The organism is Arthrobacter sp. S2(2024), from assembly GCF_036662515.1.
Classification (GTDB): Bacteria; Actinomycetota; Actinomycetes; order Actinomycetales; family Micrococcaceae; genus Arthrobacter.
Genome location: NZ_JAYKZI010000003.1, coordinates 19,601 through 35,304 on the forward strand (window position 1 = coordinate 19,601; position 15,704 = coordinate 35,304).

16 protein-coding genes and 1 tRNA gene are annotated in these 15,704 nt (G+C 63.4%); 8 read left to right on the forward strand and 9 right to left on the reverse strand.

The features are described 5' to 3' along the window. Positions 1 to 40: 40 nt before the first annotated feature. Positions 41 to 706, forward strand: a complete 666-nt coding sequence (locus tag VLA65_RS06635) for a TetR/AcrR family transcriptional regulator (RefSeq protein ID WP_307052959.1) — start codon at positions 41 to 43, stop codon at positions 704 to 706. Here the strand turns inward: VLA65_RS06635 and VLA65_RS06640 are convergent. Genes VLA65_RS06640 through VLA65_RS06655 form a run of 4 tightly spaced genes read right to left on the reverse strand, consistent with a single transcriptional unit; the run spans position 703 to position 4,543 of the window. Then, a complete protein-coding gene (locus VLA65_RS06640; RefSeq protein ID WP_307052960.1) occupies positions 703 to 1,542 on the reverse strand; it encodes a ribokinase in 840 nt (279 codons plus the stop codon). The two genes, VLA65_RS06635 and VLA65_RS06640, sit on opposite strands and share 4 nt — an antisense overlap. A gap of 46 nt (positions 1,543 to 1,588) precedes the next feature. Then, the gene (locus tag VLA65_RS06645) at positions 1,589 to 2,083 is read right to left on the reverse strand and encodes a nucleoside deaminase (protein ID WP_284988296.1); all 495 of its coding nucleotides are present in this window, start codon (positions 2,081 to 2,083) and stop codon (positions 1,589 to 1,591) included. An 11-nt stretch (positions 2,084 to 2,094) separates the two neighbouring features. Next, complete coding sequence (locus VLA65_RS06650; protein ID WP_307052961.1) at positions 2,095 to 3,072, reverse strand: nucleoside hydrolase; 978 nt, start codon at positions 3,070 to 3,072, stop codon at positions 2,095 to 2,097. Between the two features lie 37 nt (positions 3,073 to 3,109). Further along, positions 3,110 to 4,543 carry an MFS transporter gene (locus VLA65_RS06655; protein WP_306959475.1) on the reverse strand — a complete coding sequence of 478 codons (1,434 nt, stop codon included), beginning with the start codon at positions 4,541 to 4,543 and terminating at the stop codon, positions 3,110 to 3,112. Positions 4,544 to 4,702: 159 nt separating this feature from the next. Here VLA65_RS06655 and VLA65_RS06660 point away from each other — a divergent pair, with 159 nt between their 5' ends. Beyond that, positions 4,703 to 5,488, forward strand: a complete 786-nt coding sequence (locus VLA65_RS06660) for a GntR family transcriptional regulator (protein ID WP_306959477.1) — start codon at positions 4,703 to 4,705, stop codon at positions 5,486 to 5,488. A gap of 105 nt (positions 5,489 to 5,593) precedes the next feature. On the opposite strand, the gene VLA65_RS06665 is transcribed toward VLA65_RS06660, so the two are convergent. Both VLA65_RS06665 and VLA65_RS06670 read right to left on the reverse strand, forming a co-directional pair. Beyond that, the gene (locus VLA65_RS06665; protein ID WP_284988292.1) at positions 5,594 to 6,373 is read right to left on the reverse strand and encodes an SDR family NAD(P)-dependent oxidoreductase; all 780 of its coding nucleotides are present in this window, start codon (positions 6,371 to 6,373) and stop codon (positions 5,594 to 5,596) included. A gap of 91 nt (positions 6,374 to 6,464) precedes the next feature. Continuing rightward, positions 6,465 to 7,082, reverse strand: coding sequence for a TetR/AcrR family transcriptional regulator (locus VLA65_RS06670; protein WP_059389342.1), 618 nt, complete (start codon positions 7,080 to 7,082; stop codon positions 6,465 to 6,467). Positions 7,083 to 7,245: 163 nt separating this feature from the next. On the opposite strand from VLA65_RS06670, the gene VLA65_RS06675 reads away from it, so the two are divergent. Further along, entirely contained in the window at positions 7,246 to 8,133 is an 888-nt protein-coding gene (locus VLA65_RS06675; protein WP_284988291.1) for a ScbA/BarX family gamma-butyrolactone biosynthesis protein, read from the forward strand. Between the two features lies 1 nt (position 8,134). Here VLA65_RS06675 and VLA65_RS06680 read toward each other — a convergent pair whose 3' ends face one another. After that, positions 8,135 to 8,833 (reverse strand): ScbR family autoregulator-binding transcription factor, encoded by a 699-nt coding sequence (locus tag VLA65_RS06680; protein WP_332602080.1) that lies wholly within the window; start codon positions 8,831 to 8,833, stop codon positions 8,135 to 8,137. Between VLA65_RS06680 and VLA65_RS06685 the strand changes: the two genes are divergently transcribed. Beyond that, positions 8,824 to 9,774, forward strand: coding sequence for an NAD-dependent epimerase/dehydratase family protein (locus VLA65_RS06685; RefSeq protein WP_306959484.1), 951 nt, complete (start codon positions 8,824 to 8,826; stop codon positions 9,772 to 9,774). The genes VLA65_RS06680 and VLA65_RS06685 overlap by 10 nt on opposite strands. A 251-nt stretch (positions 9,775 to 10,025) precedes the next feature. Next, positions 10,026 to 10,101, forward strand: a tRNA-Ala gene (locus VLA65_RS06690). 73 nt (positions 10,102 to 10,174) lie between these two features. On the opposite strand, the gene VLA65_RS06695 is transcribed toward VLA65_RS06690, so the two are convergent. Then, entirely contained in the window at positions 10,175 to 10,552 is a 378-nt protein-coding gene (locus VLA65_RS06695; protein WP_059389338.1) for a cupin domain-containing protein, read from the reverse strand. Between the two features lie 209 nt (positions 10,553 to 10,761). Between VLA65_RS06695 and VLA65_RS06700 the strand changes: the two genes are divergently transcribed. Next, the gene (locus VLA65_RS06700) at positions 10,762 to 11,901 is read left to right on the forward strand and encodes a class I SAM-dependent methyltransferase (protein ID WP_442880269.1); all 1,140 of its coding nucleotides are present in this window, start codon (positions 10,762 to 10,764) and stop codon (positions 11,899 to 11,901) included. A 3-nt stretch (positions 11,902 to 11,904) separates the two neighbouring features. On the opposite strand, the gene VLA65_RS06705 is transcribed toward VLA65_RS06700, so the two are convergent. Beyond that, complete coding sequence (locus VLA65_RS06705) at positions 11,905 to 12,795, reverse strand: aminoglycoside phosphotransferase family protein (protein WP_332602082.1); 891 nt, start codon at positions 12,793 to 12,795, stop codon at positions 11,905 to 11,907. A gap of 129 nt (positions 12,796 to 12,924) precedes the next feature. Here VLA65_RS06705 and VLA65_RS06710 point away from each other — a divergent pair, with 129 nt between their 5' ends. Both VLA65_RS06710 and VLA65_RS06715 read left to right on the forward strand, forming a co-directional pair. After that, entirely contained in the window at positions 12,925 to 14,178 is a 1,254-nt protein-coding gene (locus VLA65_RS06710) for an ROK family transcriptional regulator (RefSeq protein ID WP_284988286.1), read from the forward strand. Between the two features lie 104 nt (positions 14,179 to 14,282). After that, positions 14,283 to 15,638, forward strand: coding sequence for an extracellular solute-binding protein (locus VLA65_RS06715; RefSeq protein ID WP_332602083.1), 1,356 nt, complete (start codon positions 14,283 to 14,285; stop codon positions 15,636 to 15,638). The last annotated feature ends 66 nt before the right edge of the window (positions 15,639 to 15,704 follow it).

The following is a 15,704-nucleotide window of genomic DNA, read 5'->3' on the forward strand; positions in this document are numbered from 1 at the left end:
CATGATCAACAACAGGAAAACTACTTTAGACTGTTGTGTGATGTCAAGCACCATACAGAAACGCGCTGCGCGGAAGACGCCGGCCGAACGCGCGGCCGAAATAGCCGAGGCCGCCAAGGAAATAGCGCTTGAGCAGGGGCTTTCCGCCATTACGCTGCGGAACGTTGCAGCGCGGGTAGGGGTGGCCTCGGGCCTCGTCGCGCATTATCAGCCCAACGCGGAGGCCTTGGTGGCGGGGATCTTCTCGACCATCGTGGCGGCGGAGACCGAGGAGGTTGCCGGCCTTCTGGAGGCGCAGCCGACTCCCTTGGAACAGCTCGGCATGCTCCTTGAAACGCTCATGGACAGCAGCCGCCTGGACGTCACAGCCATCTGGGTGGAGGCGTGGACCCTGGGGCGCCGGAACGAGGCGCTCGCAGCCTGCGTCCGTGAGCAGATGGATGCATGGCAGGCCGTGGTGCAGCGCGTGGTTGAGGCGGGGATCGACGCCGGTGAGTTCGACACGTTCGACGCTCCGTCTGTGGCCTGGCAGATCCTGGGCATGGTGGACGGACTGAACGCCCAGGCGCTGGTGCGCTGGGACGGCGTCAGCGACCGCGGAACGCACTTGGCCCGCGCAGTGGAGGGCATGGTGGGTGCGGCCCGCGGTTCGCTGTTGCCGGGCGGCGTCCAGCACACCGGGATGATCCCAAGTCCGGATTCCTAGTTCGGCAGGTAGTGTTCCAGCCGCGCGAACTCCGGTTGCGAAAGCTCGCTCCCGACGGCGGCGGCCCCCACCGCGCAGGCCGCCGCGAGGCTGCTTTCCTCGTCTAGGCCCGACGCAAGTGCGAGGACGAGCGCCGCACAGAAGGCGTCGCCGGCCCCCACGCTGTTGACGACGCTCGTCCTCGTCGCGGGCGCATGGGCGGTCTTGACCCCTTGCGTGTACATCGACGCCCCGCCCGCACCATACGTCACGGCCACGCGTTTGGCGCTCCGAAGCTGGGGGATGAGCTCGTACTCCGACTCGTTGACGATCACCAGATCGCACCGTTCAAGAAGCTCTGCCGGGAGTGCCTGTGCCGGGGCCGCGTTGAGGGCGAAGAACCCGGTGGTGCGGCGCGCGGCTTCCAGTACGGTTTCGACGGCGATCTCAAGCTGTGCGAGTACCGGCCCGCCATCCGAGAAATCAGCGCGTTCCAGCGAAACCATGGCGTTGGCTCCCGGAGCCACGGCGATCTGGTTTTCGCCCTCGTTGTCGATCACGATCAAGGCGGTGCCGGTTGGTGCGGAAACCTGCTCCACTGCCGAAGTGTCAACCCCTGCCCGGTCCAGGGCCTCCGTCAGAAGCCGGCCATCCGGATCCGCGCCGACTGCGCCCACCATGCGGGCGGCACGGGCGAGCCGGGCAGCTGCCGCGGCCTGGTTGCCTCCCTTTCCGCCGGGCTGGCGGGTGAGCGTGCCGCCGCCGATGGTTTCACCGGGGGACGGCAAGCGATGGACGCGGCACGTGAGATCGACGTTGAGGCTGCCGACAACAGTGAGCGTGCTGGGGTGGGGCATGAGTTGTCCTTCGGATGGTGCTGGATTGCGGGGTCGGGTTTCCGGCCTAGTGCCAGAAGCCACGGTGGACTTCTGTCGCCTCGGGAAGCGGAACCGGGCCGGTCACGGCGACGGTGTTGCCGCCGTGGGCAAGGACTTCGCGGCAGGGCAGGTCAAGGGTGGGCACGCCCGACTGCTCGGTGACGATCGAGGCAAGGTCCTTCTCGGACAAGGCATAGACCACGCGCCCGATTCCCGCCCAATAGATGGCACCGGTGCACATGGCACACGGTTCGGTGCTCGTGTACAAAGTGCTGCCGGCCAGTGCCGCGGCATCGAGTTTCCTGGCGCTCAATCGGACCAAATTGGTCTCGGCATGCCCGGTGGGATCGTGTTCCGTGTTGACGGTATTCATGGCTTCCACGAGGGTTCCGTCCGGGGCCAACAGGAGTGCACCGAACGGGTGGTCGCCGCGATCCCGGGCAGCCCGCGCGAGCGAAATGGCGCGGTGCAGGAACTCAAGGTCGGCCTGGCTTGGCTTGGCGGGTAACGAAGTGTTCATCAAAAGCCGCTTCAGTTCGCTGCCGGCAGGGACAGGATCCGCTCCAAGAGGTGTGCCGCGGCGTCGCCCTTGACGGACAGCACAACCCGCGATGCCCGGTCCGGCACCTCCCGCACGCCGGCGGCTTCGCCGTCGAGCCGCTCACAGCGGGTCTTGCCGTGGGCCTCACCCTTACTCGTATCCACGGAAATTCCAACGTACGGGGCGTCGTCGAGCTCGAGGGCACCCACGGCGATTGCGGCCGCCAGCGGATCGTGGAGGGCGGCGCAGTGTTCACCGAAAATCGTGTTGTAGAAGGCGAAGTACTGGACGAGCATGCCCGACAGTGCGCTGGCCACCGGATGTCCGGCAGTTCCGAGCGCCGCACGATGGGCCTCATCGAAGCGGTGGTTCATGGTGACATCCAGGGGCACCAACGTGACCGGCCAGTCGGCTTCCATCACCACGGCCGCGGCCTCGGCGTCGTTGAAGATGTTGGCCTCGGCGACGGGGCTGATGTTGCCCGGCACAAACGCGGCTCCGCCCATGATCGTGACATCGCGGACGAGTGCCGGGAGGTTCGGGTCCAGCTGCAGCGCGAGGGCCAGATTGGTGAGCGGGCCTACGGCGATGACGCGCAATTCACCCGGATACTCGTTGGCGAGCCGCACCAGAATCTCCGCGGCAGTCTCTGGTTCCACCGTCAGTCCGGCGTCTTCCAAGGTGATCCCGCCGATGCCGTTCTCGCCGTGAACGTGCGGCGCCCCGCCGTCGAACGTCCCCATGAGGGGATCGTGGGCACCCACGGCAACCGGGATCCCGGCCCGGCCCGCAGCATGGAGCAGATTCAAGGTGTTCACGGCCCCGGTTGCGGCGCTGACGTTGCCGCTGACGGTTCCGATCCCGGCCAGCTCCACCTCTGGGCTGGCCAGGAGATAGGCGATGGCCAGGGAATCGTCGATGCCGGTATCGCAATCGAGGTAGAACGGCTGCGGTGTGGTGGTGGTCATGGTGCTCCTTCGGGGTTTTGGTGACGTGGGTTCGGGCTTAAGCATGGGCGGCGACGGCGGCAGGTGCCGCTGCGGCGCTCGCAGCGACGGGGCGGAGGATCAGGGAAGCAGCAAAAGCCGCCAGGGCGAAGCCTGCCGAGATCCACAGGGCAGTTTGGTAACCGGCGATGGTTCCGGCGGCGACGGCGGGTGCGACGACGGCGATTCCCACACTGGCTCCGATTCCAAAGCATGCTCCATTCAGGCCGGGCACGGAACCGGGCGCCGATTTGGGTGAATTCAGCACGGCGATCCCGCTGACGGTGCTCTGGAACTGGCCGAGATAAAGGACTCCCATGATGATCAGCAAGGCGAAGACCATCCAGCGGTCCGCGGCAAAGATTGCCACCGCGACTGCCGCGACGACGATCAGCCCGCTGCTGATCCGCAGGGCCTTGAACCAGCCGATGCGCTGCGCGAACCAGCCGGAGAACACCGCAGTGAGCACACCCACGAACGCTGTAGGCGTCAGGTACAGGAGGGCTGACATGGAGGCGGATAGTCCGTATCCCGCGTGTGCGTCCTGGCTGAGGAGGATCACGGTGAAGTTCAACGCCGAGAAGATACCGGCAAGGGTCAGCACCGTGCTCGCCAAAACCGGCCATACCTGGCGGGATCGCAACTGTTCGATGGCGATCAGGGGACGCGCAACCCTCTTTTCCACGGCCACGAACGCCAGCCCGGCAATCACGGCGCCGGCGAGATATCCAAGGGTCCAGATATCGCCCCATCCGGACGTGGAAGCCTGTCCGATCAGGTTGCTCAAGAGAACCAGGAACGTGCCCAGGGTGCCCGCGCCCCACCAGTCCATGCGTCCTTCCCGTGTCCGGGCGGCCCTTTTCGGGACGACGACGGCGACCAACACGATCGCCAGCACGCCCACACCGAGGACAAGGACAAAGAGGAACTGCCATCCGATCGTGTCGGTGATGAAACCGCCCAGGAAGCCGTCGAGTCCGCCGATGCCGCCGTTGACCGCCGAAATGACGCCGACGGAAATGCCGAAGAGGCGTTTGCTGAAGCGCTCGGACAGAAGCAGGAAGGAAATGGTGAACGTGGCGCTCGTGGCACTTTGCAGGACCCGGCCCACGAGAAGGACGGTCAGGTTCGGCGCCCACAGGCATAGGACCGTGCCGCACAACATCATCGAGAGGACGATCAGCAAGGTGCGGCGGCGTCCCAGGAAGTCGCTCCATCGCGAAAACGCCATGCCCAGGACGGCGCCGGTCAGGAAGAACAGCGACTGGACTTTGGCCACGTTTTCGGTGGATTCCTGGAAATGGGCGGCCATGGCCGGGAGGGCCGCCGAGAACAGGCTGGCGTTGAGCTGGTAACTGAGGATCGAAAGGATGAGCGTGGCGATGAGGACGGGCACTCGCGCTGCTTTTCGCCGAAGGGGGAGCCCTGCGGTGCTGGTGGCTTGGGTGGTCATGGACAAACTTCCTTGTTTGAAACAAAACGGCTTCTGGGGGCGGCTCGATGCAGGTGTGGCGCAGAGCACAGGATGGCTTATATGTGCATCATACACGCTTGTTATACAAGCTCGGAATACCCATCGCGTAAACTCTGAACATCGACGAAGGGAGCCATCTTGGACCGCAGTGCTGAAGCCGTTCTTTCGGAGCCGTTGGATGCTACGGCCAACATCCCGCTCCGTGTTGCCGTGTACTCGCGCATCATGAACGCCATCAGGGCGGGGCATTTCCCTGTTTCCTCGCTGTTGCCTTCGGAAACTGATCTTGGTTCGGCAATGAAGGTCAGCCGGACGGTGGTCCGTGAGGCGCTCATGCTCCTCGAGGAAGACGGCTATGTGCGGTCCCGCCGGGGCATTGGACGTTTTGTGGCCACGCGCCTGCCGCGGGTTGGCCTTGAACGGATCAGGCCCATGGAGGAGATTCTCGCTGAGGCCGGATCGGCTATCCGGGTCAGCCGTACGCAGCACGTATTGCACCCGTCGTCGTCGGTGTTTACCGCAGAGCCCCTCGGAATCCGCGAAGAGGAGCCCTCCTGGTTCTTCGAGAGCGTCCTCACACGGGACGGCTCTCCTATCGCCTTGGTCCAAGAGCACGTCGCAAGCAAGGGGGGTCTCATTGATCGTGACCCTGAAGCGGCACGCGCCATCGTGGAAGACGTTCAGGGAGAGGCCACGCTGCTGGCTAACTTGATCTCGGCTATTGGCCCGGCCTTTGGTCCCGGCGAGACCGACATCGCAGCAGGCACCCCGGGCGTCGCGCGCGGCGAGCTGCTTGAGCTGGATGCCCAGGACCCGGTGCTGATCCTGACCCAGACCGTGGAGCACTCCGGCCAGGTCGTCTACCTGGCCAAGACACTGGTCAACACCGGAGTGGTCCAGATCGGAATCATCCAGGGAACCTAACGGGCGGGCACCCAACTGACTCGCAGTAGATGTCGTTTTGAGGGCCTATAACGACACCTGCTGCTAGTCAGTTGGGGACTTGCGGGGCGAGGGTGGCCGTGGGGACTAGTTGGCTGGGCGGACGGCTCGTCCCGCGGCTGCGATTACCAGCTTCTCCGGGAGCAGCTTGACGGCCACCCGGGCAACAAAGGAGTTGAGCCGGCCATCCACGACGCTCGGCTTGTTCCCGCGGATCGCGGACATGGCGGTGTCCACCACCTGCTCCGGGGTCCGCAAGGATCCGGCGGCTGCTGCCTCGCCGGCGATGTCAAAGAAGGGTGTGTCCGTAGCCCCCGGGCAAACGGCAAGGACCTTCACGCCCGTTCCTTGAGTCTCCGCCCACAGCGCTTGGGTGAAGGAGAGCACAAACGCCTTCGTCGCGCCGTAGACGGCCATGTGGGGTATCGGCTGGAATGCGGCCGTACTCGCGATGTTGATGATGGCCCCCGAGCCGCGCTCAGCCATACCAGGCAAGTAGCGTGTGCTGGTACCGACCAAGGTGGAGCAGTTCAACTGGATCTGTTCGGCGTAGCGGTCGGCGTCCGCTTGGACGACTTGTCCGTGTGTTCCGAATCCCGCGTTGTTGACCAGGATGTCCACTGTGAGTCCCAGCGAATCGGTGGCGAGCTGGAGTTCCTTTGCGGAGTCCGGAAGGCTCAAGTCCATGGCAAGGACGGTCACTTCAGTGCCGTGCCCGCGGAGTTCAGCCGCAAGCGCGTCAAGTTTGTCCTGGCTGCGCGCAACCAGGATCAAGCGTGCGCCCTCAGCGGCAAGTCTGCGGGCGAAGACCGAACCAATGCCCGTAGAGGCTCCAGTGATGAGGGCTGTTTTGGCTGAAATGTTCATTTTCTTCTCCTACGTTCCGACTGTTAATAAACTGACTGTGCGGTTTGTTTTTTGCCCACGAGTCGAAGTCTCAGGCTCGTGGCCTGCTGCATTACTGGCTGGAAATGAACTGCTGCTCGAGGAATTGCAACAGCAGGTTCGCGCGTCTCTCGAAGGCATCGAGATCTTTGGGGTCAAGGGCATCGGTGACCGACTTCAACCCGTCGAATGCGGCCACGATAACCGTTGCCGCGTCGCCGGGATCGCCTGAAAACGCCAGGACGCCGCTTGCGCGGCCCCTTTGAAGGATGCCGGCCACGAGATCCACCCATGCGGCCAGGGGAGAGGCGCCACCGGGGTGCTCCTTCGTGGATGCCAGTTGATTCGCCAAATGCACCACGCCCCACGCGGAAGAGTCGCTCAGGACTGTTCTGACCATGAACTCCCCGAGGCTGCGCAACTCCTCCAGCGGGTTGTTCTTGCTCAGAATTTCTTCTTGCACGCGACGCAGCCAACGTGACTTTTGCTCGTCGACGACGGCCTGGGCCAACATTGCTTTCGAAGAGAAGTGGAAGTAGATGGCTCCCTTCGTGAGCCCGACTTCGCGGATGATGTCGTCCATCCGGGTCTGCTCGAACCCCTTGCGCGCAAAAACGTCCGCGGCAACTCGAAGGATCTCATTCCGTGTGGCCGCGCCCTTGGGCGTACTGCCTGTGTCGCCGAACTCCATATTGCCACGTTACAAACCGACCAGTAGGTATGTCAATCTGGGTAGTTCGCCGGCTTCGATCATCCGATGGGCACAGCGTGCCGATAGGATTTGGTCGTTTAATAAGGGGCGCAACAGTAGCGATCGCTGCTCTGGCAGATTTTGGGAGGAGTGGGGGGACCCAATGCGCGATGAAGCGCTCTTCGAGGCTTCCGTCAAGCGGGAGCTCGTTCATAAGCGCTCCGTTTCGGAAGTCTTCTTGACTGACTTTGTCCAAACAAGTTCAAGGCGGTTCATTGCGGGAGCGCAGTGGCCGCGATGGCACGTTTTTTATGGGTCGCCGGACGGTTCGCCTGATTCGGCGCTCATGGCTGAGACATTGAGGCAGGCGGTAATCTTCATGTCCCATTTGTGCGGAGTGCCCTTGACCCACAAGTTCCTCATGCCGTACATGAGCATCTCGGTAGAAGCCGCGCTCCTGGATCCCCTGGTACCTGCGCAAGTTGCGGTCGAACTTGACGTGAAGGATATGAAGCTCAGTGGAGGGCAGTTGTCCGCCCTGACTGTCACTGCTCGGTTCGTTGTTGACGGCACTCCCATCGGGGAAGGGGCCGCGGCGGCCCGCATTGTGAATCCTGCGACGTACCAGCGATTGCGCGGGGCGGTCCCCACTGTATTGCCGGCCGCTGGAGAAGACTTGCTGGCGTGTGCCGACGTCGGGCATGCCACCCAGCGGAACGTGATGCTCGGGCCAAGCTCGCGCCCCTTCGTCTGGCCGCTGCGGGTTGACCCAACCCACCCCATCTTCTTTGACCATCCGCTGGACCACGTCCCGGGAATGCTCTTGGTGGAGGCCGCAAGGCAGGCTGCGCGCGCAGCGTGTTCCCGGCCGGATGTCGATTTTGCCCTGTTTGAGGCGGAATTCATGAAGTTGGTTGAGTTCAGCTATCCCGTGGATGTTGTTGTGACTCGACTCGAATCACATGCCGCCCATGGTGTGATGAGAGTCCGGTTGTTGCACGAAGAAGAGACTCTGATGTCCTTGGTGGCTCAGGTCAAAACGCCGCATTGATTCAGGGCGTCCCTGGGCCTTGCGGGTGGCTGGGCATTAATGCCGGCATCATGAAACCCCACATGTCGTCAATCCTTTTGAGAACGTCGCGCCGTTCTGTCAGCACGTTGGAAACCATCTGGACGCCCGTGAAAGACGCAACCAAATACCGTGCGAAGTCTGCGGCCTCGACCTCGGGCCGCACGTCACCGTCCAATTGGGCTTGGCGCGTCAGCATCTCCATGGTGGTTACCCAGTCCTGGTAGGGACCTTTGACGTCTCCATTGAACGCCGAAGCTTCGAAGGTCAGCCGGATTCCGGCCCTGACGATTGGCTCATCGAGTAGCTGTTGGCCGAATGTCCGGCACATGGCGATCATGGTCTCGAGCGCTGGCAGTCCCGCGGCGGCGATCTTCTCCCCGGCGACACGCACGATGTTGTGCTGTTCGGCGATGACGGCAAGCGCCAGGTCTTCCTTCGATTTGAAATGGAAATAGAGCGCGCCTTTAGTGACCGAGGCGCGCTCAGTGACGTCGCTCAGGCTTGCATTCCCGTAACCGACCTCTTCAAAGATCGACGCTGCACCCTCGATGACTGCCGTTCGGGTGGCTTTGGCACGTTGTTGCATGATCCGCGTGGAGACCTCTCCGGTTTCTGCGTCCGGGATACTTGAGTACATGAAACTGACGGACCCGAAGATCGGTGGGGGACATGTCAACATGTGTTGACCATGTGCCCCGGGTACTGGTCCTCGGTTCGTCCGGTTTCATTGGAAGCCGGGTTGTAGCCTCACTCGCCGGATCCGGAGGGGCGCACGTTGTTGCACTCTCACGAAAACCGGTTGCAAGACTACGAAACAACAACGCTACCATTGCGACCGCTGACATTTCCGTCCCGGGGAGCCTGATTCCCTTCTTGGCCGGTACGGATGTGGTCATCCACGCAGCATCCTATGTGGGCGCCGAGCCTCGCCTTGCCCATGCGATCAACGAGGCCGGCACCGGTCACGTCGTTGAGCAGTGCCGGGAAGCCGGGGTAGCCCGGCTGATCTATGTCAGTACGTGCAGTGTTTACGGGAGCGGTCCCCACCGCGGCATTCTTGAATCCGAGGTGGGATATCACCCGGCCTCGGTTGCCAGCGCCACCCGTGCCGTTGCCGAACAGCTGGTTCTCGGCTACGGCGGCGAAGTTGTTCGCCCCAACCTCGTGTTCGGTGCGGGAGACCGCTGGTTTGTTCCGGGCCTGCTCAGGCTGATGAAGGTTGCTGGCGGGTGGCCGGGCGATGGTTCGGCGCTGCTTTCGATCATCGGCGTCGAGGCCCTTGGCAGGCTGCTTTCCGGGCTTGCGTTGGCACCCCGGCAACCCGGGCGCGCTTTCCATGCCGCATATCCGGAACCTGTTCCGGTGTCATCCCTCCTGGAGAGCGTTGCCCGGGTATTCGGTGTGGAGTGCCCCAAGTTCCTGGGAGATGACGAACAGGCAGGCCCGGCCTTGCGCGCGGCAGGATTCAGTAGCCATCAGGTTGACTTGGTGACGAGGGATCACTGGTATTCCTCCGGAGGCCTTTGGCGGATCTCCGGGCTCGAACCGGAAACGTTCAGCAGTGCCCTTGGTGAATTTTCTTCCGCCTACCACGTTTCCCGGGAGCCCAACCGGTCATAAACCGGTTGAACGGTTTGTTTAATGGGCGGCCAGTCTCTAGACTTCAGTCCAGCGGCTCGTTGTGTTTGCGGCAACTAGTTGAAGGGCAGTAATGGGGGGAGGTGCGGCCGAGCAATCGACCGCACCTCATCTGTCCTACCGCACATCCTCGGTCCGGGTGCCGACGGCGTTCGATTTCCTATCTCACATCCTTGTGGTTTAGTATTGACGAGTTGCTCCGGCGGGGATGGAAGTCCCGGTGAGCAAAGTTCGGGGCTGTGGCGCAGCTGGTAGCGCACCTGCATGGCATGCAGGGGGTCAGGGGTTCGAGTCCCCTCAGCTCCACCACAAGAAAAGGGAACCACCCAAGCGGGTGGTTCCCTTTTTCGTCTCTCCGTGGAAAGCCGTGGATGCCCCCGTGCTACTCGCGCTTGACTCCATATTCTGCCGCGCTGACAAACTCGATCGCCGAGTAGGTCTCGTCGCCTACCACCCAGGCGTTGTGTCCGGGCGGAATGGTGTACGAATCTCCTTTGGAGATGCTGATCTTCTTGCCGTCGCTGGTCTCGACTTCCAGTGCGCCGGCAATGCAGTAACCCACGTGGTTGAGCTGGCAGGAATCCGTTTGGACCACCGGTTTGATGCAGTCCGCCCAGCTCCAGCCCGGTTCGAAGCTGAGGCGGCCGATCGTGTAGTCACCAACAGTGACGTTTTCCACCACGGTTTTCTCCGGGCGGCGAACTTCATCGGGGGAATTGTGCGACTTTACTTCAAGCTGAGTGACGAGGTTGACAGTCATGGTCTGCTCACAAGGGGAGTGGGAGCCTGGTCTTCCAGGTCCGCAACGTGGCTCGCCCTTCGCAGCGGACCCTGATGTCCGGGCTGCTTGCGGCGCGTGCCGTGCCTTCAGCAGCGGTCAGACGGTCGATTACTTGCAATCTCTACCATCCTCCGCCACCCCCGTGTTGTCGAGGGTTCCTGAGGGGGATAGATTGGTGCACCGTGACCTTGACCGAGCTGGATGCACACCTTGAGACGCTCTTCGGCACCCTGCGCCGCTTTCCCGACGTCGAGGCGGAGAACCTGCAGGCGCATGACGCCACCGACCGGCTCCTCCTTGAGACCGCGGCGGGCTACCTCAGTAATCCGGAATCCCGCGTTGCGGTGATCGGCGACCGCTACGGAGCCCTGACCCTCGGCGCCTTGGCGGCGCTCGGCGTCGGGCACGTCCGGGTGACACAGGACCTCTACGCCGGCAGGCTCGCGCTGCAGCGGAACGCCGAGGCGTCCGGGATGTCCGGCCGCTTTGATCAGTTCGAGCTGGGCGCCGGCCTGCTCGACGGCGCCGAACTGGTGATCATGCAGCTGCCCAAGGCCCTCGCGGAACTGGAAGAAATCGTCGACGCCGTTGCGCGCTTTGCGGCGCCGGGTGCCGTCCTGCTCGCCGGAGGTCGCGTCAAGCACATGTCCCTGGGGATGAACGCCGTCCTTGAACGCCGCTTCGAATCGGTGCAGCCGCAGCTTGCGCAACGGAAGTCACGTGTCCTGCTTGCCGCCGGTCCCAAGCGGCCGGACACTCCGGAGCCCTTCCCGGTCTCGGAACAGAACACGGAGCTGGGGATGACGGTCTGCGCCCACGGGGGTGCGTTTTCGGGCACGAAGCTGGATATCGGCACGCGTTTCCTCTTGGGCTTCCTGGACAGGATCCCTGGAGCGCGGCACGCGGTAGACCTCGGCTGCGGTACCGGGATCCTCGCCACGATCTACTCCCGGAAGCATCCCGACGCCCGGGTTACGGCGACGGACCAATCGGCGGCAGCCGTCGCTTCCGCGAGGGCAACCGCGGCAGCCAACGGACTGGCAGATCGCATCACGGTAGTCCAGGACGACGCCATGTCCACTTTCGAACCGGGCAGCGCCGACCTCATCCTGCTGAACCCGCCGTTCCACCTCGGCGCAAGCGTCCATGCCGGGGCGGCCACGAAGATGTTCGATGCCGCGGCGAGGGTCCTGTCTTCCGGCGGCGAACTCTGGACTGTCTACAACAGCCATTTGCAGTACCGCGCGGCGCTCGAAAGGCTGATCGGTCCCACCACCGAAATCGGCCGCAACCCGAAATTCACCGTGACGCGCAGTATCAAACGTTAACCATCAGAGCGCTTCCGACAGCAACTGCTCCACCCCGAAGTGCCCGATTCCCGCCATCCGCGGATTGTCATCCGAGAAACTGACCATCGCCGTCGCAAGGACCACAGCCCAGCCGCGGGACCGGGCCCACGTAGCGGCGTCCACCGCGCCTCCGAAGGCCGCCATGAAACGGCGCCGCGCACCGCCGTCGAACATCAACCATGCCACGGCGAGGTCGACGGCGGGATCCCCGGCCCCGAGGTCGCCGAAGTCGACGACGGCGGCGAGGCGGCCGTCGGGCCGCAGGAGGACGTTGGCCGGGTGGAGATCTCCATGCAGCCACAGCCCGGGGCCGTCCCACGGCGGCGCCCCGCAGGCCTCGGAAAAGAGCGTCCGCAACCGTGCCGCCTGCGGATAGCGGCTGGAATCGTCGAGCCGCTCCATAACCACGCCGGACCTCGCTGCCAAAGGCACCCCCCGGACGGGATTGACGGGCGCGCCCGGTGGGGCCGGAACGTGGATGGCGACGAGGAACGCGGCAAGGTCCTCGGCTGCCGCGTTCCGTAACTCCTGGGACGCCCGCGCCGCGGAGAGTCCCTCCAACCAAGGAGTCACGCTCCACGGCCATGGATAATCCGCGGATGGCCGCCCCGAATGGATGGGGCTGGGGAGGGGCACTGGCGAACGCTTGGCATACCCGGGGAGATAGTGCTGCTCATGCAGTATCAGCTGCGCTGCCGCCTCCCGGCGCGGCAAGCGGACGGCCCACTCCTTGCCGAGCCGGTACATGACGTTGTCCCAGCCGTTGGCCACCAACTCCAAGGGAAGGTCGGCGAGCCCTGGCAGCTGATCTTCGAGCAAACTCCTCACCAACCCTGCGGTGATGTCCAGCTCGGCCTGCGGCATGAGTGCCATATTCGGGGGCCTCCGATCAGCAATATCCGGGTCCATTACGCCTGGGCAGCGTGTGGGCATACCGGGACAAGCACAGGTGCCGTACGATGCAAATGCAACAGCATTATTCGAATGATTTTAGGGGAATCCGTGACTGAGATCCGCCAGCCGACTCCGAGGCGCGGAACCAATCTGCCCCGCATGGGGGACTTCAACCTGACCGTCATTCTCGACGCCATCAGGCGTTCGTCCGGCGGACTGAGCCGGGTGGAACTCGCCCAGATTGTCGGCCTTTCACCGCAGACCATTTCGAACATCTCCCGCCGCCTCCTGGATCAACATCTCATTGTCGAAGCGGGCAAGGAAGGCAGCGGCCCGGGCAAGCCCCGCACCATCCTGCGCCTGAACCCTTCCGGAATGTACGCGCTTGGCGTCCATCTCGATCCTGCGGTCATCACCACCGTGGTCCTGGACCTGGTCGGAGACGTTGTGAAGCACTCCAGGATTCCCACGCCGGCCGGAAGCAATCCGCAGCGCGTCATCGCCGCCATAGCGGAGGAAATCAAGGCGCTGATCGAAGATTCCGGTGTTGATACGGGAAAGATCGCGGGACTTGGCGTCGCGGCGCCGGGCCCCATAGACCTTGACGAGGGTACGGTCGTGGATCCGCCCCTCATGACGGGTTGGGACCGGGTGCACTTGAGGGACGCCCTTGCCGAAGCCACCGGGCTCGAGACCCTTGTGGACAAGGACGTTACCAGCGCGGCCGTCGCCGAAACCTGGGCGGGCGGGGCCAGCGGCACCGGAAGTTTTATCTTCATGTATATGGGTACCGGTATTGGTTGCGGCATCGTCTTGAATGACGAAGTTGTCCGTGGAACGTCCGGCAACGCCGGTGAGATCGGACACATCATTGTCGATCCGGACGGGCCAGCATGCGATTGCGGCCTGCGCGGTTGCGTCAAGTCCTCCTGCATCCCGCAGGTGCTCGTGGCCGAAGCCGAAGAGCAAGGTGTCCTGAACGGTGGCCGCAAAGGCACCGAAGGCCCGGAGGTCCAGGAAGGCTTTGCCCGGCTTTGCGATGCCGCGGATGCAGGTGACGAACGGGCCATCGCGATCATAGACAAGTCGGCGGTGCTGGTTGCCCGGGCGGTCGCGGTGGTGACCAACACCCTCGACGTCGAACGCGTCGTGTTTGGCGGCCCGTTCTGGGGCCGGATGTCCGAACGTTACCTGGATCGCATTCCGCCCTTGCTCGCGGCCAACAGCGCCGCCAACAGCATCCACGGCATCGAGGTTGTCGGGACCGGAGTGGGCGAAGATGTCGGCGCCATCGGCGCGGCCTGCCTGGTGCTGGAACATACGCTTGCGCCGCGCGCCCAGCGGCTCCTCTTGGAAGGCTGAGGCCTTCACCACGTCCTGCGTCGCAGGGCCGCATTTATCAATATCGGTAACAGGCTGGGCCAGCTGAAGTGTGGGGGCTGCAGCCGCTTGAAGATCGGAGCGTCATGCGTCGCCCAGTCCGGATCGGAGCAGCACTGCTCGGCGTCGTAGGCCTTTTGGCCTCGGCCGCCTGCTCTGCCCAACCGCAAGCCGTTAACAAACAAACCATCAAGATCGTCTATCAAAAGACGGACTCCTTCACCGCCCTGGACAAAGTCTTCCAGGACGCCAAGCAGGAATTCGAGGCGGCAAACGCCGGCGTCACCGTGGACTTGGAGCCCATCCAAGCCAACGACGACGATTACGGCACCAAGCTCGCGCTGGCCCAGCGTTCCCCGGACACGGCTCCGGACGTCTTCTACGAGGACACCTTCAAGGTCCGCTCGGACGTCGACGCCGGATACTTGCTGAAACTCGACTCGCAGCTGGCCGCGTGGGACGAGTGGTCCAAGTTCAACGAGGGTGCCAAGGCCGCGGGACGCGGTGACGACGGCAGCATCTACGCCGTCCCGCTCGGCACTGACACGAGGGCCATCTGGTATAACAAGACAGTCCTCCAGAAGGCCGGCATCTCGGTGCCCTGGCAGCCGAAGACCTGGGAAGACATCCTGGTTGCGGCCCGCACGATGAAGGCCGCGGATCCGGGCGTGATTCCCTTCAGCATGTACGCCGGAAAAGGCACCGGTGAGGGAACCGTCATGCAGAGCTTCTACGAATTGCTCTATGGAACGGGAAGCTCCCTGTATTCGGAAAGCGACAAAAAGTGGGTTGTGGGTTCCAAGGGGTTCACCGACTCGCTCCAGTTCCTGAAGACCCTCTACGACGAGAAGCTTTCCGTGACCCCTGCGGATGCCCTCGATTCGAACGTCTGGAAGAAAGTCTTTGGACAGTGGCTGCCGCAAGGCAAAATGGGTGCCACCGTGGAAGGCTCCTACGCGCCGTCTTTCTGGCAGAAGGGCGGCTCCTACGAATGGGCCGGCTATGCGCAGGACATGGGAGTGGCCATGTTCCCGACACAGCGTGGACAGGATCCCGGTGGCGTGAGCATGTCCGGTGGATGGACGCTCGCCGTCGGCGCGAAGACCAAGACCCCGGACCTGGCCTTCAAGTTCCTGACCACTGCCGTGAACAAGAAGAATGCCTTGGCGTTTGACGTGAACAACTCGCAGATCGCCGTCCGCACCGATGTCGCTTCCGATCCCGGATACCAAGCGGCCAACCCGTTCGTGAAGGATGTTTCCGATTTGGTGGGCGTCACCCACTATCGCCCGGCAACCGCCGACTATCCGAAGATCTCCCTCGCGGTCCAACAAGCCACCGAGGCTGTCATCACCGGCAAACAAAACCCCGCGGAAGCCGCAGCCGAATACGACGCTTCGGTCAAGAAACTCGTCGGCGACGCCAAGGTCATGCAGAAATGACGCATGGCAGTCCCTGATTCCCTCAACCGCGGTTCCCTGCGACGCAGATCGCCCGTCCGAAAGGCT